The 24,067-nt window shown below is 45.7% G+C and carries 25 protein-coding genes; all 25 read left to right on the top strand.

Going from position 1 to position 24,067, the window contains the following annotated elements; genetic code table 11:
• The first annotated feature begins 28 nt into the window (after positions 1-28).
• The 25 genes from EV210_RS13210 (at position 29) to EV210_RS13095 (ending at position 23,995) form a co-directional block, all read left to right on the top strand.
• Positions 29-1,261: an O-antigen ligase family protein gene (locus EV210_RS13210; protein ID WP_207900731.1), complete on the top strand. Its 1,233-nt coding sequence runs from the start codon at positions 29-31 to the stop codon at positions 1,259-1,261.
• A 199-nt stretch (positions 1,262-1,460) separates the two neighbouring features.
• Complete coding sequence (locus EV210_RS13205) at positions 1,461-1,826, top strand: DRTGG domain-containing protein (RefSeq protein ID WP_132081297.1); 366 nt, start codon at positions 1,461-1,463, stop codon at positions 1,824-1,826.
• Positions 1,819-2,247 (top strand): ATP-binding protein, encoded by a 429-nt coding sequence (locus tag EV210_RS13200; RefSeq protein ID WP_243650544.1) that lies wholly within the window; start codon positions 1,819-1,821, stop codon positions 2,245-2,247. The genes EV210_RS13205 and EV210_RS13200 overlap by 8 nt, the downstream gene beginning before the upstream one ends.
• A 17-nt stretch (positions 2,248-2,264) precedes the next feature.
• Complete coding sequence (locus tag EV210_RS13195; protein WP_132081291.1) at positions 2,265-3,596, top strand: [Fe-Fe] hydrogenase large subunit C-terminal domain-containing protein; 1,332 nt, start codon at positions 2,265-2,267, stop codon at positions 3,594-3,596.
• Between the two features lie 15 nt (positions 3,597-3,611).
• The gene (locus EV210_RS13190) at positions 3,612-3,950 is read left to right on the top strand and encodes a DRTGG domain-containing protein (protein WP_132081288.1); all 339 of its coding nucleotides are present in this window, start codon (positions 3,612-3,614) and stop codon (positions 3,948-3,950) included.
• A complete protein-coding gene (locus EV210_RS13185) occupies positions 3,950-4,687 on the top strand; it encodes a PHP domain-containing protein (RefSeq protein WP_132081285.1) in 738 nt (245 codons plus the stop codon). Before EV210_RS13190 ends, EV210_RS13185 begins: the two co-directional genes overlap by 1 nt.
• A gap of 75 nt (positions 4,688-4,762) precedes the next feature.
• The gene (gene nuoE / locus EV210_RS13180) at positions 4,763-5,263 is read left to right on the top strand and encodes an NADH-quinone oxidoreductase subunit NuoE (RefSeq protein ID WP_132081282.1); all 501 of its coding nucleotides are present in this window, start codon (positions 4,763-4,765) and stop codon (positions 5,261-5,263) included.
• Between the two features lie 2 nt (positions 5,264-5,265).
• The gene (locus EV210_RS13175) at positions 5,266-5,829 is read left to right on the top strand and encodes an ATP-binding protein (RefSeq protein ID WP_132081279.1); all 564 of its coding nucleotides are present in this window, start codon (positions 5,266-5,268) and stop codon (positions 5,827-5,829) included.
• Positions 5,816-6,181 carry a (2Fe-2S) ferredoxin domain-containing protein gene (locus EV210_RS13170; RefSeq protein WP_132081275.1) on the top strand — a complete coding sequence of 122 codons (366 nt, stop codon included), beginning with the start codon at positions 5,816-5,818 and terminating at the stop codon, positions 6,179-6,181. The genes EV210_RS13175 and EV210_RS13170 overlap by 14 nt, the downstream gene beginning before the upstream one ends.
• Before the next feature lie 27 nt (positions 6,182-6,208).
• The gene (nuoF, locus tag EV210_RS13165) at positions 6,209-7,999 is read left to right on the top strand and encodes an NADH-quinone oxidoreductase subunit NuoF (RefSeq protein ID WP_132081272.1); all 1,791 of its coding nucleotides are present in this window, start codon (positions 6,209-6,211) and stop codon (positions 7,997-7,999) included.
• Positions 8,000-8,024: 25 nt separating this feature from the next.
• Positions 8,025-9,749: an NADH-dependent [FeFe] hydrogenase, group A6 gene (locus EV210_RS13160; RefSeq protein ID WP_132081269.1), complete on the top strand. Its 1,725-nt coding sequence runs from the start codon at positions 8,025-8,027 to the stop codon at positions 9,747-9,749.
• A 161-nt stretch (positions 9,750-9,910) separates the two neighbouring features.
• Complete coding sequence (locus EV210_RS13155; RefSeq protein ID WP_132081266.1) at positions 9,911-10,549, top strand: redox-sensing transcriptional repressor Rex; 639 nt, start codon at positions 9,911-9,913, stop codon at positions 10,547-10,549.
• A gap of 682 nt (positions 10,550-11,231) precedes the next feature.
• Positions 11,232-12,737: an acetyl-CoA hydrolase/transferase family protein gene (locus EV210_RS13150; RefSeq protein ID WP_132081263.1), complete on the top strand. Its 1,506-nt coding sequence runs from the start codon at positions 11,232-11,234 to the stop codon at positions 12,735-12,737.
• Positions 12,738-12,759: 22 nt separating this feature from the next.
• Positions 12,760-14,406: an acyl-CoA mutase large subunit family protein gene (locus EV210_RS13145; RefSeq protein ID WP_132081260.1), complete on the top strand. Its 1,647-nt coding sequence runs from the start codon at positions 12,760-12,762 to the stop codon at positions 14,404-14,406.
• A 21-nt stretch (positions 14,407-14,427) separates the two neighbouring features.
• Complete coding sequence (locus EV210_RS13140) at positions 14,428-14,820, top strand: cobalamin B12-binding domain-containing protein (RefSeq protein ID WP_132081257.1); 393 nt, start codon at positions 14,428-14,430, stop codon at positions 14,818-14,820.
• A gap of 77 nt (positions 14,821-14,897) precedes the next feature.
• Complete coding sequence (meaB, locus tag EV210_RS13135) at positions 14,898-15,836, top strand: methylmalonyl Co-A mutase-associated GTPase MeaB (RefSeq protein WP_132081254.1); 939 nt, start codon at positions 14,898-14,900, stop codon at positions 15,834-15,836.
• Between the two features lie 27 nt (positions 15,837-15,863).
• On the top strand, positions 15,864-16,277 hold the full coding sequence (mce, locus tag EV210_RS13130) for a methylmalonyl-CoA epimerase (protein WP_132081251.1): 414 nt from the start codon (positions 15,864-15,866) through the stop codon (positions 16,275-16,277).
• Between the two features lie 90 nt (positions 16,278-16,367).
• Complete coding sequence (mmdA, locus tag EV210_RS13125) at positions 16,368-17,897, top strand: methylmalonyl-CoA decarboxylase subunit alpha (RefSeq protein WP_132081248.1); 1,530 nt, start codon at positions 16,368-16,370, stop codon at positions 17,895-17,897.
• Positions 17,898-17,923: 26 nt separating this feature from the next.
• Positions 17,924-18,241, top strand: a complete 318-nt coding sequence (locus EV210_RS13120; RefSeq protein WP_132081245.1) for an OadG family protein — start codon at positions 17,924-17,926, stop codon at positions 18,239-18,241.
• A 27-nt stretch (positions 18,242-18,268) separates the two neighbouring features.
• Positions 18,269-18,691: a biotin/lipoyl-containing protein gene (locus EV210_RS13115; protein ID WP_132081242.1), complete on the top strand. Its 423-nt coding sequence runs from the start codon at positions 18,269-18,271 to the stop codon at positions 18,689-18,691.
• A gap of 119 nt (positions 18,692-18,810) precedes the next feature.
• Positions 18,811-19,968, top strand: coding sequence for a sodium ion-translocating decarboxylase subunit beta (locus EV210_RS13110; RefSeq protein WP_132081239.1), 1,158 nt, complete (start codon positions 18,811-18,813; stop codon positions 19,966-19,968).
• A 16-nt stretch (positions 19,969-19,984) separates the two neighbouring features.
• Positions 19,985-20,134 (top strand): hypothetical protein, encoded by a 150-nt coding sequence (locus EV210_RS22670; RefSeq protein WP_165898894.1) that lies wholly within the window; start codon positions 19,985-19,987, stop codon positions 20,132-20,134.
• 161 nt (positions 20,135-20,295) lie between these two features.
• Positions 20,296-21,597 (top strand): SLC13 family permease, encoded by a 1,302-nt coding sequence (locus tag EV210_RS13105; protein WP_132081236.1) that lies wholly within the window; start codon positions 20,296-20,298, stop codon positions 21,595-21,597.
• A 393-nt stretch (positions 21,598-21,990) separates the two neighbouring features.
• Entirely contained in the window at positions 21,991-23,334 is a 1,344-nt protein-coding gene (locus tag EV210_RS13100) for an SLC13 family permease (RefSeq protein WP_132081233.1), read from the top strand.
• A 118-nt stretch (positions 23,335-23,452) separates the two neighbouring features.
• Positions 23,453-23,995: a hypothetical protein gene (locus EV210_RS13095; RefSeq protein WP_132081230.1), complete on the top strand. Its 543-nt coding sequence runs from the start codon at positions 23,453-23,455 to the stop codon at positions 23,993-23,995.
• Positions 23,996-24,067: the final 72 nt, after the last annotated feature.

Here is a 24,067-nt window from a genome sequence, read left to right as displayed (position 1 = left end):
ACGTTACAAGAATGAACAAGGTGAACTTGTGCGCACATTACATCAACCGACTTCAACACAATATCACGTAAACTACCTGATCGAGCACTGCATTTTTGCGGTTGCCTTTTTTTTGCCGTTGTCATTAGATGTTACCAGTGTTTTTTTGTCTGCAGGCTGTCTGTTGTGGTTCGGCAAGATGGCAGTGACACGCAGAATGGATTTCAAGCGTACTCCTTTTGACGGGGCCGTCCTAGCGCTGGTAGTTTTATCGGCTGCATCGGTTTTAGGTTCGCCGGATCGCGGCTTTAGCTTTTATAACTACTATCATCTAATGGGACGGTATATTATCGTGTATTACCTGGTTATTAATAACGTTCACTCCCTGGAGCAGGTAAAGCGCCTGGTATACTCCCTGCTGGCATCAGCGCTGCTGGTCGCCGCTTATGGTTTTTATCAATACATACATGGGATGGATATCTCGGCTTTTGAATGGGTAGATGGTGAACAGTTCCCGGATTTAAAGGTAAGGATTTTTTCCACACTGAAGAATCCCAACTTATTGGCTGGTTTCTTGGTTGTCATCATGGCATTGGCAGCCGGCCTCGGATTATGCAGTGAAAAGCTGCTGTATAAGTGCGGCATGCTGGGGTTTGTGCTTATATTAGGCTGCTGTCTGGTTCTGACTTATTCGCGCGGCGCCTGGCTGAGTGTTCTGGCTGTTTGTGCAGCGTACGGCGTACTCTATAACCGGAAAATCTTTTGGGTTTTACTGGCGGTTCCTTTAGTGATTATTTATGGCTATGATGGTGTAATGGAGCGACTGGTCTCCATTTTGAATCCAACCGATACATCTTCAACATTACGGCTGGCTTTATGGGAAAGTACGCTGGCGATGATTATGGATAAGCCAATTCTGGGGATTGGCTGGGGAGCGTATTGGCTGGTATACCCTGAATATGATTTTTTTGTGCAAAATACGGCCACCACGATTTTTCATGCTCATAATATGTATTTACATATTGCAGCCGAAATTGGCTTGCCCGGCTTAGCCGCTTTTTTAATCATTATGTATGGACATGCCCGTTTAGCCTTATCAGTAGTGACTGAGACTGCCAACCGCTGGATTAACGGTCTAATGCTCGGGGCGGTATCTGCCTTGCTGGGCCTGGCGGTAAGCGGCTTTACCGATTATGTTATGTACAATATTCAAATGTCGATGCTGTACTGGCTGCTTTGTGCTTTAGTAGTAACTGTGTGGCAGGCCAAATACCGTTATTGACGTCTGCCTTATGCAAAATTAAAAATATTCTTGCCGGAAAGGCATTTGCTAGCAGGGATTTTCTGAGTTCTTTCGAATTATATGCAGTAAATATATGAACAAAAGTTTGTGGGGCCTTTAGCCCCGCTAATTTTTTGCTCAAAATATTGTGAAATTTCGTACAAAGTGAATATTCTTCATTAAGGGGGATGGTACGCCGGTGAAATTAATTGACATACAGGCGGCGCTTGAGGCGGAAGTCATCATAGGCGCAGATTGGTTGCACAGGGATGCAAACGGTGCCTGTGGTGCTGATTTAATGAGCGATGTACTGGCTTTTACAAAAGAACGGGCAGTATTGTTGACGGGGCTGACCAATGTACAGGTCATTCGAACTGCTGAAATCAGTGATTTGGTTGCCATTATTTTTGTCAGAGGCAAACGCCCTGGCAAAGACGTGATCCAAATGGCCGCAGAGAAAGAAATACCGTTAATGGTATCGGAATACGCGTTGTATGAGGCCTGCGGATTGTTGTATCAGCAAGGCTTGCCCGGATGTTCGCGCCAGGTGGCCCGCTGTGAGTAATGAACAGGCAATTGCACTGGCGTTTCCCCTAGAGGGATCAAATTTTGATATTGCTGGTGAAGCCTCCAGCAAAATTAAACGGGTCTTACAGCAGATTGGAATCCCGGCAGATGTAATCCGCCGCATTGCAATCAGTTCCTATGAAGCGGAAATGAATGTAATTATCCATGCCAGACAAGGGTCGATACGCGTATGGATTTATTCCGACCGTACAGAAGTGGTTGTCGAAGATGAGGGGCCAGGGATTGCTGATATAAAACAAGCGATGGTAGAAGGATTTTCGACGGCGCCTGACCATATTCGTGAACTGGGGTTTGGTGCTGGAATGGGCTTGCCTAATATGGCTAAGTGTGCCGATGAATTTGCAATTCAGTCGGAGGTTGGATCAGGAACGAAAATTACTATGGTGATTCGCCATTAGAATGTGTGGTGTTTAGCGTGTCTGAATGCTTTCACTCGGTTCGTTTAATTGCGAACCGCTGTCAAGGATGTGTTAATTGTATAAAGAGGTGCCCTACGGAAGCGATTCGGATTCGCGGCGGCAAAGCACGTATTATTGAGGCGCGCTGTATTGATTGCGGCGAATGTATTCGCTGTTGTCCCAGGCATGCAAAAACCGCAGTGACCGATTCGCTGGCAGACTTAGAACATTTTCGCTATAACATTGCATTGCCGGCGCCATCTTTATATGCGCAGTTTCCGGTAGAGTATTCGATACAGTGCATTTTAAGCGGTTTGTTAACGATTGGCTTTGACGAGGTTTTTGAGGTCGCTCATGGAGCTGAAATTGTATCGCTGGCAATACGCGATTATTTGCAGCGCCATGACATCCCCCGGCCGGCAATTTCCTCTGCTTGTCCGGCGGTGGTACGCCTGATTCAGGTAAAATATCCGGAATTAATTGCTCATTTGGTGCCAATCGATGCTCCAGTTGAGGTTGCTGCCCGCATTGCACGGGCAGAAGCAGCACAAAAACTGCAGCTTGATCCGGAGGAAATCGGGATATGGTTTCTTTCACCTTGTGCGGCAAAAATGACAGCAGTACAACAACCTTTGGGCTCGGAAAAATCCAATATTACCGGAGTAATCGGAATTTCCAAGCTGTATAGCGCATTGCTTAAGGCGCTGCCTAAGGACAGTAATGACTCTTGTGATTATCAGGCATCGTGGCTGGGAGTCGGCTGGGCTATGGCTGGTGGTGAAACCTCAGCAGTAGGAGCTTCCAATGCGCTGGTTGTCCATGAAATTCATAATGTCAATGAAATGCTGGAACAAATTGTCATGGGAAAAATGTCCGGCATTCAATTTATCGAAGGGTTAGCCTGCTCAGGAGGCTGCATAGGCGGTCCTTTGACGGTGGAGAATCGGTTTGTTGCTGAATACTGTATGCAGAAGCGGGCAAGGCTTATGGAAACGGAAGACAAGATGAATGCCCGCCTGCCGCAGGAAGCCTATATCGCATCACAGCTTGGCGCCGATGAACGCAGAGCTATTGAACCCCGGCCCATTCTGCGCCTGGATGAGGATATCTTTAAGGCAATGTATAAAGTGGAACAGCTGGAGAAAACGTTGGAAACATTACCAGGTCTGGATTGCGGTTCCTGTGGTTCTCCCAGCTGTAAGGCCCTGGCGGAAGACATTGCCCAAGGGAATGCGACAGAAGCGGATTGCGTATTTAAACTCAGAGAACGTGTGCGCGATTTAGCGAGAGAAATGGTCGATCTGGCAGAAAAACTGCCGCCGCCTCTGGATAAGGAAGCGAAAGAATAAAGAAGGTGGAGTACGATGACTGTTCAGGAAATTATTTCGAATTTAGCACTTACTGTTATAACGGGAGAAAACTTTGAACAGCCGGTCAGCGGCGGCTACGTATCCGATTTGCTGAGTAATGTAATGGGGCAGGCTGGATCAGGCAACATCTGGATTACAATGCAGGGTCATCAAAATGTGGTGGCGGTATCCTTGCTGGCCGGGCTGGCGGCAGTTATTATTGCCGGTGGCGTCAAGCCTGATGAAGCGGCAGTAAATAAAGCCAAAGCGGAAGGGCTGATTGTACTGACAACACACTTATCCTCCTTTGAAGTTGCCGGCCGACTCTATGCGCTTGGTATCCGGGGGAACTGATGCGTCAATTTGCTGCCGACCTCCACATCCACTCCCTGCTGTCGCCATGTGCGGCGGTAGAAATGACACCGCGCAATATTGTATGGCATGCGGCGGCAAAACAATTGGATATTATTGCAATTACCGATCATAATGCCTGCGACAATGTAGCAGCTGCCCTTATTGCGGCGCAGCATGCCGGCATTACGGTTTTACCGGGTATGGAAGTGGAAACCCGGGAAGAAGCGCATTTCATCGTTTTGTTTGATAAGATGCGGCAACTGAAGGAATGGGAGCGATACGTCGCCGAACATCGTCCACCGCTTAAGAATAATGAAGAAAAGTTTGGCGCCCAGTTTATTGTAGATGCAGAAGATAATTTTGTCGGGATAAAAGAAGAGTTATTGTTGTGTTCACTGACTATCAGTGCCGCTCAATTGTCGGCAAAGGTAAAGGAACTGGACGGCTTAGTCATCGCAAGCCATATAGACCGGCCAGCTTACAGCATAGTTTCTCAGCTGGGATTCATTCCGCCAGATTTGGCACTGGATGCAGTGGAGGTTTCACGACGGCTTGAAAAAAGCGAGGCTGTCCGCCGCTTATCCGTTATTGGTCAATATCCGGTGGTAACAGCTTCGGACGCACATACTATTGAGGATTTGGTGAGCGGGCCTGCAATGAAATTCTATCTGGAAGAGCCGACGGTAGCTGAAATTCGTCAGGCGCTGCTTGGGCAAAATGCAAGAAGGATGCAGTAATCGTCAGCTGTAACGACAATCTTTAGGTAAGGGTTACAGACTGTTTCGAGATAAATGACAAAGAGGGGGAAGTTTATGACTAGTGCAGTTGGCAAAACCTGTTGCTGTTCAGGCAACGAAGTAAATCAATTTGTTGAGCTGGACGAAATTTTACGTAAATATGAGAGTATTAAAGGAGCGCTTATTCCGGTATTGCAGGAAACGCAGCATGCTTACGGCTATTTATCGCGGGATGCTATCCGCTACATCAGTGAGAAAATGGATATTCCGGCAAGTCAAATTTACGGTGTTGTTACCTTCTATTCTCAGTTTCATTTAAATCCCCGTGGTAAAAATATTATCCGCGTCTGTCAGGGCACAGCCTGTCACGTACGGGGAGCAAAAGCGATTTTGACAGCTCTGGAAGACATCTTGAAGGTTGCACCCGGCGGTACAACCACTGATCTAAAATATACGCTGGAGACGGTGGCCTGTATCGGTGCCTGCGGCTTGGCGCCGGTCATGATGATTAATGATGATACACACGGCAGACTGACACCGGAAGCAGTAACGCAAATTCTGGCCAAATATGCCTAACGATGAGAGAGCTGGCGCTTCATATACTGGATCTGGTTCAAAACTCGATAGAAGCACAGGCCGGCCGGGTAGACTTATCTATCGAAGAGGATTGTACTGCTGACCGGTTGACGATTGTGGTGATTGATGATGGGCGGGGGATGAGCGCGGATATGGTCAAAGCCGCCTTTGATCCTTTTGTGACCACCAGGAATACCAGACGAATCGGATTGGGCTTGTCTTTACTGGCGATGACTGCAGGCCAGTCCGGCGGATACGTGGATATTCAGTCAGAGCCCGGCCAAGGAACGAAAATTACAGCGGTTTACCAATACAGTCATGTTGACAGACCGCCGCTGGGCCATATTGCAGCTACAGTGCGAACGTTAATTGCTCTGAATCCTCATTTGGATTTTACCTATCATCATACTGTGATGAATCGGGTATTTACTGTTAAGACCCGTGAGCTGGCTGAAGCATTGGGCGATGTTCCGTTCACTCAGCCCGCAGTAATTGAATGGCTGGACAATTATTTGACAGCCGGGATTGCTAATTTATATGGAGGTGAAGAATATGAAAACGGTTGAAGAATTGAAGAAACTTCGTGAGCAGCTCCAATCACAAAACCGCATTCGACATAATGATGGTATTCGGATTATTGTTGGCATGGGAACATGCGGCATTGCGGCAGGAGCGCGGGAAATCGTAACTGCTGTAATGGAGGAGATTTCCAGACGAAAGCTGGAGAATGTAACTATTCAACAGACCGGCTGTATAGGGATGTGTGAAAAAGAAGTTCTGGTTGATGTTGTTCGTCCCGGAGAACCGCGTATTACTTACGGTAAGGTAACGCCTAATGCTGTGGCAAGAATTATATCGGAGCATGTGGTAAATGGAAGAATTGTAGAAGAATACGTTGTCGGCAAAATAATGCCCTAGCTTATGTTTACAATTGGAGGGGGAAAAATGGATCACAGTAGAGCGCATGTGCTCATTTGTGCCGGTACCGGCTGTGTTTCTTCTGGCTCGAAAAAAGTGGAAGCGGCGCTGAGTGCTGAACTGGCCAAACGAGGATTGGAAAAGGAAATAAAGGTTATTGAAACGGGCTGTCATGGCTTTTGTGAAATGGGGCCTGTTGTAATTGTGTATCCTGAAGGTGTTTTTTACTGCCGTGTGCAGGATACAGATGTGCCCGAACTGGTGGAAAGTCATCTTTATAAAGGCCGTATCGTAGACCGCCTGCTTTATAAGGAACCAGTTTCTCATGAAAAAATCCCTAATTATAATGATATTACGTTCTATAAAAAGCAAATGCGCAAAGTGCTTGCTAACTGCGGGCATATCAACCCTGAATCCATTGAAGACTATATTGCCGTTGGTGGTTATGAAGCGTTAGGTAAAGCATTAAGTGAAATGACATCCGAACAGGTAATCAGTGAGCTGAAAAAATCCGGTTTGCGCGGCCGGGGAGGCGGCGGCTTTCCTACCGGCTCCAAATGGGAATTTACCCGCAACGCTCCGGGAGAGAAAAAATATGTGGTCTGTAACGCTGATGAAGGAGACCCCGGCGCCTTTATGGACCGCAGCGTATTAGAAGGCGATCCCCACCGGATCATTGAAGGTATGGCGATCTGCGGATATGCAATCGGGGCAGATGAAGGCTATGTATATGTGCGGGCAGAGTATCCGCTGGCGATTAAACGGTTAAGAATTGCTATTAAGCAGGCAGAACAAATGGGCTTATTAGGTGATGATATCTTTGGCTCCGGGTTTAGCTTCCGCCTAAAGATCAAGGAAGGGGCAGGCGCTTTTGTCTGCGGCGAGGAAACTGCCTTGCTGGCATCTATTGAAGGAAAACGCGGGATGCCGCGTCCCCGTCCGCCATTCCCGGCTGTGTCGGGCCTATGGGGAAAACCGACTAACATTAATAATGTGGAGACTTTTGGTAATGTTCCGCAGATTATTACTGAGGGAGCAGAATGGTATGCGTCTATCGGTACGGAGCGCAGCAAAGGAACGAAGGTCTTTGCGCTTACCGGACGCATTAATAATACAGGTCTGGCAGAAGTGCCAATGGGGATCAGCATGCGGGAAATCATTTTTGATATAGGCGGCGGTATTCCCGAAGGCAAAAAATTTAAAGCTGTGCAAATTGGCGGCCCTTCAGGCGGATGTCTGCCGGAAGACCTGCTGGATCTGCCTGTTGATTATGACTCGCTTATTCAAGCAGGTGCCATGATGGGATCAGGCGGCCTGGTTGTTATGGATGAAACAACCTGTATGGTTGATGTGGCTAAGTTTTTCTTGAACTTTACCCAGTCCGAGTCTTGCGGTAAGTGTACTCCCTGCCGGGAAGGGACAAAACGGATGCTGGAAGTCCTTACCCGCATTACGGACGGGGAGGGACGGCCGGATGATATTGAACTGCTTGAAGCAATGGCGAAAAATATTAAGACGACGGCACTTTGCGGCCTAGGGCAGACGGCACCGAATCCTGTACTCAGCACACTGCGCTACTTCCGTCATGAATATGAGGCTCACATTCATGATAAGCGCTGTCCGGCAGGCGCCTGCACCAAGCTTTCCGGCTTCAGCGTAACTGAGCTGTGCAAAGGCTGCAGTCTGTGCAAAAAGGCCTGCCCTGTTCAGGCGATATCGGGAGAAATTAAAGGCCGCCATGTGATTGATCCGGAAAAATGCATTAAATGCGGTGCCTGTGTTACGAAGTGTCCCTTTAAAGCAATAATTAAAGGCTGAGGCCGGCCAGAAGGAGAGTGATATCATGGAAAAGGTGAATATAACAATAGACGGACAAAAAGTGCAAGTTGCCAAAACCGCTACTATTTTGGAAGCAGCAAGCCAAATCGGCGTAAAGATTCCAACCCTTTGCTATCATCCTGAACTGCGGCCCGAAGGAGCCTGCCGGGTTTGTATGGTCGAGGTGGAAGGTGCGCGAACACTGGTTGCCTCTTGTGTATACCCGGTTAACGAAGGCATGGTTGTCCGGACTAATTCGGCGGCTATACGGGAAGCCCGGAAAATGGTGGTTGAGCTGCTATTGGCTAATCATCCGCCGGATTGCTTATCATGCCAGCGCAATTTAAACTGTGAACTGCAGTCCATAGCTGGCGATCTAGGCATCCGCAAGGTGCGCTTTGACGGCGAAAGAAAAAAATATCCGCTGGATGATTCCAATCCTTCCTTGGTGCGGGATCAGGAAAAATGCATTTTATGCGGCCGATGTATCCGGGCTTGCAGCGAGCGGCAAGGTGTACATGTTTACAGTTTTGTCAATCGTGGCTTTACAACTACTGTGGCTCCGGCATTCAATCAGGGGCTCGATGAAGCGGCCTGCACCTACTGTGGTCAATGTGCTGCTGTCTGCCCGACCGGCGCGATTGTGGAAAAAGATGATACGGCTGCTGTATGGCAGGCACTTAGTGATCCTTCCAAGCATGTTATTGTGCAAACTGCCCCTTCCGTACGGGTAGCGTTGGGAGAAGCGCTTGATATGGGGCACGGCCGGATTGTTACGGGTCAAATGGTAGCAGCTTTACGGCGTCTTGGCTTTGATCGTGTCTTTGATACCGATTTTTCTGCAGATCTTACCATACTGGAAGAAGGGCACGAATTCATTCATCGCCTGAATCATGGTGGCAAGCTGCCGATGATCACATCCTGCAGCCCCGGCTGGGTTAACTTCATTGAATTGTTTTATCCTGATCTGCTTGACCATTTATCAACAGCTAAGTCGCCTCAGCAGATGTTTGGTGCACTGGTAAAAACATATTATGCCGAAACGGCAGGCATTGATCCTAAGGATATTGTTTCGGTTTCCATCATGCCTTGTACGGCTAAAAAGGCGGAAGCTGCCAGGGAAGAACTGGCTACCGAGGGCGGTCAGGATGTGGATTATGTATTAACAACCCGCGAGCTTGGCCGAATGATTCGGGAAACAGGAATGGATTTTGCTAATTTGCCTAGCGAAGAGTTTGATGCCCCAATGGGAATTGCGACAGGGGCAGGCGTCATATTTGGTGCAACCGGCGGGGTGATGGAGGCTGCGCTTCGAACGGTAGCAGAGGTTGTAACCGGAAAACCGCTGGAGTGCATTGAGTTTCATGGTGTGCGCGGCCTGAACGGGATGAAAGAGGCCGAAGTTGCGCTTGATGGTACGGTCGTTAAAGTAGCGGTTGCGCATACACTGGCGAATGCACGGATTGTCCTGGATAAAATCCGTCGCGGGGAAGCTGATTATCACTTTATTGAAATTATGGCTTGTCCCGGAGGATGCATTGGCGGCGGTGGTCAGCCGGTACCTATTTCGGCCGATATACGGCAAAAGCGCATTGATTTGATTTATGAATGCGACCAGAGTCATGAGTTCCGCAAATCGCATGATAATCCGGCGATTAAAGAACTGTATGATACGTGGTTGGGCAAACCTAATGGTGAAAAGGCGCATCATATCCTTCATACGCATTATCAACCGCAAAAAAGACAATAAGAATATAAGCGTTGTCGGAAAAGTATAAAAATTAATAGGAATTCTAGCCTGCCGCCATTTTAGCGGCAGGATTTTTTCTGTGACGTGAGAATAGATACATAGTTAAATAAAAGATCATATTGGCGTGTAGAACGTGCCACTAAATAAAGGAGTGTACTGCTTTGAAAAGCCACATTGTTATTTCCAAAGCTACTATTGACCGCTTACCGTTATACTTTCGCACGCTGCGCCATATTCAAGAAGAAGGTATTGAAATTATATCCTCGGAAGAATTAGGCCGCCGCATTGGCGTTACACCTGAGCAAATCCGCAAAGACCTGGCTTCTTTTGGCGAGTTTGGCAAAAAAGGTGTAGGCTATTTTGTTCGGGAATTAATTCGCAATATCGGAGAAATTCTTGGTTTGCACCGCAACTGGAATATTGCGATTATAGGCATCGGACATCTTGGCTGGGCGTTAGCCAATTATAAAAATTTCTCGTCCCTTGGCTTTAACCTGGCGGCAATATTTGATGTCGATCTTAGTAAAGTAGGACTTACGATTAACGGCGTAGAAGTTCAGCATGTGAACTCGCTGGAAGAAGTGCTGCAGCAGCGTCAGATTCATATTGGTGTCATTACCGTTCCGGCTGAGCAGGCACAAAAGGTTGCTGACCGCTTGGTGGAAGCAGGTGTAAAAGGAATTTGGAATTTTGCGCCGCTTAGAATAAATGTACCTGGCCATGTACGGATTATTAGCGAGGACTTATCGGTAGGATTAAGCAGTTTGTCGTACTTTTTATCTCGTCAGTTAAGCGATTAAAAAAAATTAAAAACAAGCAGGAATTACTAAAATAATATAGAATATGACAAATATAAAGAAAATAAGCTCCGCATTATGTCGACTTATGTAACTGTTTGCACAAGTAGATAATAAGGTAGGCATCCAATTCTGTTGACAAAAAACAGCAGAGCCTTGGATGCTTTTGGTTTGTTCGACAAGTATGTTTTTAAATTTATTCCATTAATATAAAAAATATGAAAATTTTTTAAGAAATTGTCAACATATAGAAGGAATATATACAGTCATAGAGAATATAGATATCTCGGAAAGCAATGAATTATTTGAAAAGTTGCTTGCATGGACGGTTGTGGCAATGGCTGCCAAATTGGAAGTGCTTACACAAACACGATTGCTTATGGCTCGGCGCTCAAACGGTGCAGAGTAACAAGTAGGCACATCCAAGTTTGCTTTGTGTATATTTTCACATACACAAATTGACTTTGGGTGTTTTTTATTTTCTTGGCACTCTTTCCTTAAAAAGTCTGATTTCGCCGGGAAGTTTTTCGCAATTACAAATTCTTTAAAGGATTGCATGAAATTCTCTTTGAGCAAGATAATATATACGAGGCAGTCCAAATCTTTTCTTTGGAAATGCTGCAACAGAGCTTTGCTCTGGTGGCATGGAATTATATAATTCTTAATTACAGGAGGAGAGAGTGCGATGATCGATATTCGCGATCGAGTACGCAACAAAGCTCTGCACGCAAAAATTGTTAGTGCAGAAGAAGCTGCGGCCATTATTAAGCCAGGCATGAACATAGGTACCAGCGGCTTTACTCCCGCAGGCTATCCAAAAGCAGTTCCCCTTGCCTTAGCTGAACGTATTAAAAAAGAGAACTTTAAAGTTAACTTATGGACAGGCGCATCAGTAGGTAAAGAACTGGACGGTGCCTTGGCTCAGGCTAATGGCATTGAAAAACGTCTCCCATACCAGACGAATGATGAAATTCGCAAACAAATTAATAGCGGCAAAATTCAGTATGTTGATATGCATCTGAGCCACGTTGCCCAGCAATCCCGTTACGGATTTCTTGGTGGCAAAGTAGACGTTGCTATTGTAGAAGCTTGCGCTATTACTGAAGAGGGACATATCGTTCCGACCACTTCGTTAGGCAACTCTGCTTCCTTCGTGCAAAGCGCTGATATTGTTATCGTTGAAGTTAACACAAGCCAGCCGCTTGAATTAGAAGGCATGCATGATGTTTACATTCCGCTTGATCCACCCCATCGTCAGCCTATACCGCTGGTAAAATCTGATGATCGTATCGGCACACCGTATATTCCATGCGGTTTCGACAAGATTACATACATTGTACCTTGCGATCTGCCGGACGCAGTGCGCCCGCTGGCTGCTATCGATGACGATGCCAAGGCGATGAGCGGTCACTTAATTGAATTCTTCCAGCATGAAATTAAACAAGGCCGTCTGCCTCAGAATCTCTTGCCGCTTCAATCCGGTGTAGGTTCGGTTGCAAATGCTGTTGTTTCCGGTCTGGTTGATTCGCCTTTTGAAAATCTCAGCGTATTTACCGAAGTTATTCAGGATGGTATGTTTGACCTGATTGATGCCGGCAAGCTGACCTTTGCATCAGGTACTTCGATTACTCCTTCTCCTGATGGTTTAAAACGGCTTTATGCCAATATAGCGGAATACCGCAAAAAAATCATTCTTCGTCCACAGGAAATTTCCAATAGCCCGGAAATTGCCCGCCGTTTAGGTGTTATTGCAATGAATACGGCTATTGAACTGGATATCTATGGACATGTTAACTCCACTCATATCATGGGTACCAAAATGATGAACGGTATCGGCGGCTCCGGCGACTATGCCCGGAATGCTTACCTGACCGTTTTCTGCACTAACTCGGTAGCAAAAGGTGGAGCAATCTCCTCTGTTGTACCGATGGTATCCCACTTTGATCATACAGAACATGACACCCATATTTTTGTTACCGAACGCGGCTTAGCTGACGTTCGCGGCCTGAGTCCTAAAGAACGCGCCCGTGTGATTATTAACAAATGTGCGCATCCGGACTACCAGCCTATGCTTCTTGATTACCTAGAAAGAGCTGAAAAAGCTACCAACTTTGCGCATACGCCGCATCTGTTGGAAGAAGCCCTTTCTTGGCATACCCGGTTTGTTCAAACCGGAACAATGAAAAAGTAACGTAAAGGAGGACACTACAAACATGGCTAACGAATCCCTAAAAGCTAAAGTGGCAGCTTACACTGAAAAAGTGGAAAAATCGCTTGCCAAAAACCCTGAGCGTAAAAACCTCGCTCACAACAGACTGTATACCCCGCTTGATATCGAGGGTTTTGATTATGAGCGCGATCTGGGCATGCCTGGTGATTTCCCATTCACCCGCGGTGTACAGCCTACTATGTATCGCGGCCGTTTCTGGACCATGCGTATGTATGCTGGTTTCTCGACTGCTGAGGAATCCAACAAACGCTATCGCTATCTGATTGAATCGGGTGCTACCGGTTTGTCTTGCGCGTTTGACCTTCCTACCCAGATCGGTTATGACTCCGATCATGCAATGTCTGAAGGTGAAGTTGGTAAAGTTGGTGTTGCCATCGACTCGCTGGCTGACATGGAAATTCTCTTTGATCAAATTGATCTTGGCAAAGTTTCCACTTCTATGACAATCAATGCACCTGCATCTGTTCTTTTGGCAATGTATATTGCAGTTGCTGAAAAACAAGGTGTAACTCCTGACAAATTAAACGGTACTATTCAAAATGACGTTTTGAAGGAATATGCTGCCCGCGGCACTTATATTTTCCCTCCGAAACCTTCCATGCGTCTTATCACTAACATTTTTGAATATTGCTCGAAAAATGTTCCGAACTGGAATACAATCTCCATTTCCGGTTACCACATTCGTGAAGCTGGTTCCACTGCATCGCAGGAAATCGCTTTCACGATTGCTGACGGTATTGCTTATGTTGAAGCTGCCATCAAAGCCGGCATGGACGTTGATGATTTTGCCGGACGTCTTTCCTTCTTCTGGAATGCACATAACAACGTGCTGGAAGAAGTTGCGAAATTCCGTGCTTCCCGCCGCGTATGGGCTAAAGTTATGCGCGAGCGTTTCAAAGCACAAAAACCAAAATCCTGGATGCTGCGCGTACATACCCAAACCGCTGGCTCCATGTTAACTGCTCAACAACCTGAAAACAACATTGTTCGTGTTGCTTTGCAAACAGCAGCAGCTGTTCTTGGCGGTACTCAATCGCTGCACACTAACTCGAAAGACGAAGCATTGGCTCTGCCTACTGAAGACTCAGTACGCGTTGCTCTCAGAACACAACAAATTGTTGCTTATGAAAGCGGTTTAGCTGATGTTGTTGATCCACTGGGCGGATCGTATTACATTGAAGCTCTTACTGATCAAATTGAAGCAGAAGCCTGGGAATACATCAAGAAAATTGATGAAATCGGCGGCGCTGTTGTGGCCATTGAACAAGGCTACATTCAAAAAGAAATCCAAGAAAGTGCTTACAAATGGCAGATGGATGTTGAAACCAAACAACGGATCATCGTTGGTGTCAATCAGTTCCAAATCCAGGAAAAACCAGTGGAAGGTCTGCTCCGCGTAGACGCTTCTGTTGGCGAGTTCCAACGGAAAAAGCTTGTTGACCTCCGCGCTCGTCGCGACAATGCCGCTGTTGAAAAAAGCCTGGCTGCTCTGGAAGCTGCCTGCAAGGATGAGCATGCTAACCTCATGCCGCTCATTCTTGATGCGGTTAAAACCTATGCAACCCTTGGTGAAATTTGTGGCGTAATGCGTAAGGTGTTCGGTGAATACCAAGCGCCTGCAACGCTGTAAGCGAGAGAAGGAGGGACAACAATGGAAAAACGTATTAGAGTACTTGTAGCAAAACCAGGTCTTGACGGACATGATCGCGGCGCTAAAGTTGTAGCCCGTGCCCTTCGTGATGCCGGCTTCGAAGTAATTTACACCGGCCTTCGTCAAACTCCTGAACAAATTATTGAAGCAGCCCTTTCGGAAGACGTTAATGTAGTGGCACTGAGCCTTCTGTCCGGTGCACACAACACACTTTTCCCGAAAATCGTTACTATGCTGAACGAAAAAGGCATGAACGATGTACTGGTAGTTGGCGGCGGAGTTATTCCTGATGCTGACATTCCTTTCCTGAAGGAAAGCGGTGTTTCCGAAGTATTTACCCCTGGCACTCCTACCAGCAACATTATTGAATTCATCAAAGCTAACGTAAAATAGGATACTATCCCAATTCGGCTATGGCGCTGCTCCTTATTGCAAGGAGCAGCGCAAAGCCATGAGGTGGTGAAAACCTAATGGATATAGCAAAAGAATTACTTGCCGGATCGCGTCTGGCTTTAGCCAGGGCAATAACGGCTGTTGAAAATGAATATGACAATGCTGTTGCTATTATGCAAGAGCTATACCCCCATACCGGTAGAGCTCATGTAATTGGAATTACCGGGCCGCCTGGAGCGGGAAAAAGTACCTTGACTGATAAGCTGGCAAAGGAATACCGTCGTCAGGGTAAAACTGTCGGTATTATTGCTGTTGATCCTACCAGCCCATTTTCGGGTGGTGCCATACTGGGAGACCGGATTCGGATGAATGATCTCACCCTCGATGAAGGGGTTTTCATTCGCAGTATGGGAACACGGGGAAGTTTAGGCGGTTTGTCGCGTAAAACCGCGGAAGCCGTAAAAATATTAGATGCATCCGGTAAGGACATCATTTTTATTGAAACTGTTGGTGTAGGCCAGTCGGAAGTCGATATCATTAAAGCGGCAGATACTACCATTGTAGTGCTTGTTCCTGGCTTAGGCGATGATATCCAGGCTATTAAAGCCGGTATACTGGAAATCGGTGATGTATTTGCGATTAATAAAGCCGATCGAGACGGTGCCGACAAATTAAATATTGAAATTTCAATGATGCTGGATTTGAATCCTGTACAGGTCGACTGGCGTCCGCCGATTAAACGGACAATTGCCAGTCAGAATGAAGGCATTACTGAATTGACGCAGACAATCGAAGACCATATCGCGTACCTTAAGGATTCGGGAGAACTCGCTACCCGTCGTACACAACGTACTAAAAATGAACTTATTGCTATGGTTGATGAACAGATTGGTCGTTATGTCATGAAGAAAGTCACGGCAACTGGTGAGTTTGACCGCCTTGTGGAAAGTGTACATAATCGCGATAAGGACCCTTATAGTGTTGTAAACAGTATTTTAGCTACTGTTTTACGATAAATAAAGCTATTTTAAGGAGGTATTTACATGTCATTTAAAGTTTTAAAAGTCGATCACATTGGTATTGCAGTTAAGGATCTGGCTCAAGCTAAAAAGTTCTATGTAGAACAGCTGGGACTGACTCACCTTCCTGAAGATGAAGTAGTAGATCAACAAAAGGTAAAAGTAAGCTTTTTCCCTTGCGGTGACAGCGAATTAGAATTGCTGGAATCTACTTCTCCGGACGGCCCTATCGCTAAATTCATTGAGAAAAACGGCGAAGGAATCCAGCACGTAGCATTGCGCGTTGACAACATCGAAGCTGCTCTTGCTGACCTGAAAGAAAAAGGCGTACGTCTCATTGATGAAAAACCTCGCTATGGTGCAGGCGGAGCCAGCATTGCTTTCGTTCATCCGAAGGCTACCGGCGGCATCCTGCTCGAATTATCCGAGCGTAAATAATTAATTTTAGTATCAAAAACTACCAAAATACGCTAAAATATGATACTGTATGATTTGGACTAGTGTCCGGATTTCTAATGGAGGTGTAAGATGGCTACTGTTCAAGAAAAAATTGCTCTTCTGAAAAAGAAGCAAGAAAAAGTTAAGCTGGGCGGCGGCGTAAAGCGTATCGAGAAGCAGCATGCTTCCGGTAAAATGACTGCTCGCGAACGTATTGAAAAGCTGTTCGACGCAGGTACTTTTGTTGAATTGGACCAATTTGTAACCCATCGTTGTGTCAATTTCGGCATGAGTGAAAAAGAGTTGCCAGGTGAAGGTGTTGTAACTGGCTACGGTACGATTGACGGCCGTTTAGTTTATGCATTTGCACAGGACTTTACCGTTGAAGGCGGTTCTCTTGGTGAAATGCACGCAGCTAAAATCGTCAAAGTGCAAAATCTTGCATTGAAAATGGGTGCTCCTATCGTTGGAATTAATGATTCCGGCGGCGCTCGTATTCAAGAAGCGGTTGATGCTTTGGCCGGCTACGGCAAAATCTTCCTTAACAACACTTTAGCTTCCGGTGTTATCCCCCAGATTTCCGTAATCATGGGACCTTGCGCAGGCGGTGCAGTGTATTCCCCTGCATTGACTGACTTTATCTACATGGTTAAAAACACCAGCCAAATGTTCATTACCGGTCCTCAGGTTATTAAATCAGTTACTGCCGAAGAAGTAACGTCTGAAGCTCTCGGCGGTGCTATGACACATAACTCCGTATCCGGTGTGGCTCATTTTGCTACAGAAAACGAAGACGACTGCCTGCAGCAGATCCGTTATCTCTTGAGCTTCCTGCCCAGCAACAACCTGGAAGAAGCTCCTGTATATGAAACCGGTGATGATGCAAACCGCATGGATGAAGGCCTCAACAGCTTATTGCCTGATAACTCCAACATGCCTTATGACATGAAAGATGTTATTAAAGCAATCGTTGACAACGGCGAATTCTATGAAGTGCAGCCGCACTTTGCGCAAAATATCATTACCTGCTACGCCCGTTTCGACGGACAAACAGTTGGTATTATTGCTAACCAACCGAAAGTAATGGCTGGCTGCCTGGATATTAACGCCTCCGATAAATCGGCACGTTTTATCCGCTGCTGCGATGCTTTCAACATTCCGTTGGTTAACTTAGTTGACGTTCCTGGCTTCCTGCCTGGTACTGATCAAGAATACGGCGGCATCATTCGTCATGGTGCAAAAATGCTGTATGCTTATTCAGAAGCAACTGTACCAAAAATTACTCTTATCACCCGTAAAGCTTATGGCGGTTCCTACTTAGCAATGTGCTCACAAGACTTAGGTGCTGATCAGGTACTTGCTTGGCCTACATCGGAAATTGCGGTTATGGGACCTGCTGGTGCCGCTAATATCATTTTCCGCGGTGCTGCTGATGCAGCTGAAAAAACAGCTCAATATGTTGAAGAGTTTGCAACTCCTTACAAAGCAGCTGAGCGCGGATTTGTTGATATTGTTATCGAACCAAAAGAAACCAGACCTCGCATTATCACTGCATTGAATATGCTGGCTAGCAAGCGTGAAGCACGCCCTGCTAAGAAGCACGGCAATATTCCGCTATAACCCGCAAAAAGAAAGGGGAATGAATAATGGGTTTTTTTGATTCATTGTTCGGTGGCGGAAAACCGGCTCAACCAGTAAAAAAGAAAAAAGAGAAGGTTGCTCCTGCCGCTGATGAACAACCGTCAAGTGTCACAGTTGACGGAGAAATCGATCCTAAAGTTGTTGCTGCCATTACGGCCAGCATCAACTCCATGATGGATGATGCTGAAATGATTGCAGCCATCGTAGCAGCTACTGTACATGCTCGTACAGCCGGCTCTCATGCAGTACGGATAAAACGTACAACTAACGCCTGGGCAGCTAGCGGTCGCCAAAAAGTTATGGATGGCCGTCAATTTGCTTAATTAATTATTGAATGGAGGATAAAAAACATGAGAAAATTCAAAGTAAATGTTAATGGTGTAGCTTATAACGTTGAGGTGCAAGAAGAAGGCGTAGCTATTTCCGCAGCTCCTGCAGCTGCTCCTGCAGCCGCTCCTGCTCCTGCAGCTGCTCCTGTTGCAGCCGCTCCTGTTGCGGCAGCTGCTCCTGCAGCCGCTCCTGCTCCTAAAGCAGCTCCTGCTGAAGTTGCTGCTGGTGACACCCCGATCACAGCTCCAATGCCTGGTAAAGTAAGCAAAATCGTTGCTAAAGAAGGCACTACCGTTAAAAAAGGCGACGTTATCATGCTGTTAGAAGCTATGAAAATGCAAAACGAAATTGGCGCTCCTGCTGCAGGCGTGGTTAAATCCATCAACGTTGCTGCTGGCGAAAGCGTAAAACCTGGTCAAGTTCTGGCTGTTATCAAAGGTTAATTTTCAGGAGATACGGATTTCAAGTTAGCAAAGCACTTGAAATCCTACAGGTCTCCAAGTTAATAAAATTTAAAACAATAACTATAGCAATAGTTATTTAATGGGAGGGTAAACTACCAATGGAAGCATTGTTTATGCAATATCCTTGGCTGGACGAACTGCTGCAAGGCTTTATCGGCCTGAAACTTACACACGTAGTCATGTGGGCAATCGGGTCAATCCTGATTTGGCTGGCAGTAGCAAAAGACTATGAGCCTGCATTATTGCTGCCGATGGGCTTCGGTGCTATTCTTGCAAATATTCCCTTTTCCTCAGCTGTTTCACAGGTACCAGGTGAAGAAGGATTCCTCATCGTTCTTTACAAAGCCGGTATCGCTAATGAATTGTTCCCTGTACTTATTTTTATTGCTATCGGTGCAATGTGCGATTTTGCGCCATTGATTCGCCGTCCGTCTGTAATGCTGTTTGCAGCAGCTGCTCAGTTCGGTATTTTCGCTACTGCTATTGGCGCAACCCTTGTTGGTTTCAGCTTCCCGCATGCCGCTTCAATCGGTATTATCGGTGCTGCTGACGGCCCGACTACTATTTACGTAGCAAGCCGTTATGCTGTTGACTTGCTTGGACCTCTATCTGTTGCCGCTTATTCCTATATGTCTCTCGTTCCTGTTATTCAGCCTCCGGTTATTAAAGCAATTACTACCGAAGCTGAACGGAAAATTAAAATGGGCTTCCAAGGGGAAGAACCTGTTTCGCAAACCACTAAATTCTTATTCCCTCTGATGATTGTCATCATTGCTGGTATTGTAGCTCCTATTTCAGTTGCTCTGATTGGCGCACTTATGTTTGGTAACCTGTTGAAAGAATCCGGTGTTACTGAGAATCTTTCCAGCTGCGCAGAAAATGAGCTGGCAAATCTTGTTACCTTGCTCCTCGGCATTACTGTCGGCGGAACTATGACTGCTGATCGCTTCTTAACCTGGGATGTTGGTTTGATCATGGTTCTTGGTGCAGTTGCTTTCGTATTTGACACTGTTGGCGGCGTATTGTTCGCTAAACTGCTCAATCTCTTCAGCTCTACTAAGATTAATCCGATGGTTGGTGCTTGCGGTATTTCTGCATTCCCGATGTCGGGACGCGTTATTGCAAAAATGGCTCTGAAAGAAGATCCTACAAACTTCATTATTCAACACGCAATTGGCGTTAACGTTGCCGGTCAGGTTGCATCCGTTGTAGCCGGTGGTCTGGTTCTAGCGTTAATTCCGGCGCTGGCGAAGTAAAAGGAGGTAGAATAAGATGAGTCAAGCTACTAGTGCTGCAGTAACTATGCTGTTTGTCGCTCTGCCAACTATGTTTATTGTAATTGGTGTATTCATAATGGCAACGAAAGCTCTTCATTCCGCTTTCCCTGCTCCTGTAGAAGAAGAGGAAGAAGACGAAGATTAGAATCTGGTGATTAATGCTTCGGCATTAACCATATTAAGTTCCCAATGTTAAGCCTTGTTTTTGCGATTCATACTACGTGTTTTGTCACAACAGTGGAGTCCTCTTATTGGCTCAAGAATCGTAGCTTAGCTGGAACAAAATAAATACAAGGAGGAGACAACATGGATATCAGTACCCCTGCATTAGCGTCTATGATCGCTCTCGGCATCATAGTCATCATTTCTTGCTTCAAAGAAATGAACGTAGGTATTCTTGGAATTGCAGCTGCTCTGTTTGTTGGTATTGTGTTCTCTGGCTTAAAAGTAGCCGCAATTTTCAAAGGGTGGCCGGTTGGCCTGTTTATGATCCTTGTCGGAGTTACCTTTATGTTTGCCTGCGCCCAGGTAAACGGTACGATGGAAAAGTTTAGTGCTTATTCTGTACGTCTTGCTAAAGGCAATACAGCATTAATCCCTATTATCTTCTTTTTCCTGGTTACTTTGGTAACAACTATTGGACCTGGTAATATTGCTTCCACTGCTTTATTGGCTCCTGTAGGTATGGCTATCGCCGGTCGTATCGGCGTACCTGCAATGGCTATGACAATGCTGATCGTTGGCGCTGCCAACGGTGCTGCGTTTTCACCTTTTGCACCTACCGGTATCATTTCTAATGGTATCATTGCCAAAATGGCTCCCCAATTGGGAATTCCTGCAGACTCCTTATCCAGTCTTGCTTGGAAAGTTCACTTTAACTCTGAAGTTGTGCAAGGTCTTGTTAACTTCGGTGGGTTCTTTCTCTTTGGCGGCTTAGCCTGGATGAGAAAACAAAGTGGCGGCAGTGCTCTGAACATTGATGAAATTGCTCCCAAACCAGAACCTTTTACAACTAAACAATGGGCTACTTTAGCAGGTATTGTTGCTCTTGTTATTTCTGTTATCTTCCTGAAATGGGATGTTGGTGCCGTTGCTTTCGGTATCGGTGCAATCTTCCTGCTGTTTGAAATCGCTGATGATGCCAAAGCTGTAAAAGCTATGCCTTGGGGCGTTATTGTCATGGTGTGCGGTATGTCCGTACTGATTGACATCATGGACCAAGCTGGCGGTCTGCTTGCTATGGTTAAAATGATCGGTGTTATTTCTAACCCTGTTACGATTAATGGTGTTCTTGGTTTCATTACCGGCATCATTTCGGCTTACTCCAGCTCTTCAGGCGTTGTAATGCCGATGTTCCTGCCTATGGTACCTGGCTTGATCAAAGAAGTAGGGGGCGGTAACCCTATTGCCCTGATTTCTTCGATCAACATCGGAGCCCACTTGGTTGATACTTCACCTCTGTCTACCTTAGGTGCTCTCTGTATCGCCAGTGCTGCAGAACATGAAGACAAAGCGAAATTGTTCCGTAACTTAATGTTGTGGGGCTTATCCATGTCGGTTGTTGGTGCGCTTGTCTGCTATGTAGCTTTTGGTGTGCTTGGACTATAAGCAGTAAAAAAAAAGAGAGGCTTTATGCCTCTCTTTTTTTTGTGTCTTTTTTTAGCAAAAGAAGGATTTTTATCTTGCAGCTAGAATAACTTATATCTATAGAGACATAGAGGAATTTTATAGGAAATAAAATCCCTATGTTTCCTTAATTGGTTTAAATTTTCAGAGTATTTATTATTTACATAATAGTATCTTTAGTGATACTATTATGTCATAGAAAGGAGTGATGCCTTGCCGGAGAGGATGCGTACACTATGTATATGTGTATATTATTGTTTTTATTGCAAATCGAAGAATAATTAGAGCAACTGTTCAACATCCTCCTGCTAAAATGTGGACAAAAGCAGTACCTCATGGAAAGTTAAGCTGAAAATACAATAGGGGGGAATTCACATGGAAATTTCATTGGCTGCAATTATGTCAATTGTTGCCCTACTCATTGTCGTAATTATCAGTTGTGTAAATGAAGATTTGAACGTTGGTTTCCTTGGCATCGCTTTCGCAATAATCGTTGGCGGTATCTGGGGAGAGACAACAGCTGCCAAAGTAATGGGCTATTTCCCAACCGGACTTTTCATGATTCTTGTCGGTGTTACTTTCCTATTTGGTATGGCCCAAACAAATGGCACGATGGAAAAGCTGACTGCTTATTCCGTACGGCTTTGCAAAGGCAACACTGCATTTATGCCATTAATTATTTTTGTTCTTACTACGTTTGTAACAACTATCGGACCTGGTAACATTGCCGGAACAGCGTTGATGGCACCGGTTGCGATGGCGATTGCCACCCGTATCGGGATGCCGGCTTTCCTGATGACCCTGATTGTTGTTGGTGCCGCTAACGGCGCTGCGTTCTCACCTTTTGCTCCTACTGGTATTATATCTAATGGTATTATTGCTAAAATGGCAGGCGGCCTAGGAATTACCGACTTATCCGGCCTTGCCTGGAAAATTCACTTTAACTCGGAAATTGCGCAAGGTTTGGTTAATATTGGCGGCTTCTTTATTCTTGGCGGCTGGGCCTGGATTAAGAAACAACGCGGTGAAACGCTCAATATTGATGAATTGGCTCCCAAACCGGAACCTTTCAATAAGCATCAAATTCTTACACTCTCAATGGTAGGCATTTTGATCCTCTTGGTTGTACTTCCCGGCTTGCCTGCAACGAAAGCCTTATTCTCCAAAACTGTCCTGAATCTATTGAGTAATGTTGGTTCCATTGCCTTTATGCTGGCTGGCGTATTGATGCTGACTGGCTCAGGGGACAGCAAAGCCGCTATTAAGGTAATGCCCTGGGGCGTAATGCTCATGGTGTGCGGTGTAACCGTGCTTATCGAAGTTATGGATAAAGCCGGCGGACTCAATGCTCTGGTTAAAGTAATTGGCGCTATCTCTACTCCTACCACAGTTAATGCTTGGCTTGGTTTGATTACAGGTGCTATATCAGCATACTCCAGCTCGTCCGGCGTAGTTATGCCGATGTTCCTGCCAATGGTTCCCGGCTTGATTAAAGAAGTTGGCGGCGGTAACCCAATTGCTATGATTTCTTCAATCAACATCGGTGCTCACTTAGTTGATACTTCGCCTCTTTCTACGCTCGGCGCTCTTTGCATCGCTTGCGCCGGTGAGCATGAAGATAAAGCAAAATTGTTCCGTAACCTGTTGATCTGGGGTCTGTCCATGTCAGTGGTTGGCGCAATCGTCTGCTATGTCTTCTTTGGATTGCTCAATCTCTAATTCATTCATTCTGTATGGCCGGGAATAAATCCCGGCCATTTTATTTTGTCAACATATTGTACGGATTACTTTAAATACTGTATACTATAACGGTAAGTTTAGTGATACAGGAGGAAATATGGAGAAAATTGTAGATCGGTCTATTGTTACCCAAAAGAATACGTACGCTATTTCTTTTAGTGTAATTATGCTTGTTGCGATGATTGGTTTTAGTGTTTATCGGTATTTTGATATTGGCTTTTTCTCTCCGCTGGAAGTTTTTGCTGAATTAATGATCATTTTTGTATTGATTGACAGGGCACAATCAAAGCTTACCTATGAATTAGACAAAAAAGTGTTCCGGATTACGAAAAAGAGCTTATTCGGCACTCAGGTGCATGAGATACCCTATAAAGATGTTTTTGGTATTTATGACTATGTTCCCAAACTGGTAGGTGCCGTTAAGTTTCGCCGCACATACCGTCTTCACTCCGCGCTTGACGGACGTAAGGTCTGGACACTGGCCTTTCGGGTAATGAAAAAGGGCAAAACTGAAAATCAGAAAGTATTTTTTAAAGCAAGTGAAGAACTATTGAATGGCTTAAATCAGCGCTTGCCTAACAAGGTGCGGATTTCAGAGGAAGAAGCTGTACGCAATATTATCTTAAATGAAAAAGAGTGAAGTAAGAGCCCCGGGTACAATTACTGTACCCGGGATTCTTTATCCGCAGGTGATTGGCTTATTTGTATAAAA

This window comes from Anaerospora hongkongensis (assembly GCF_004339805.1).
Lineage (GTDB): Bacteria > Bacillota > Negativicutes > Sporomusales > DSM-15969 > Anaerospora > Anaerospora hongkongensis.
The sequence above is the reverse complement of the archived record's forward strand: the minus strand, read 5'-3'. Positions and strand labels throughout refer to the sequence as shown.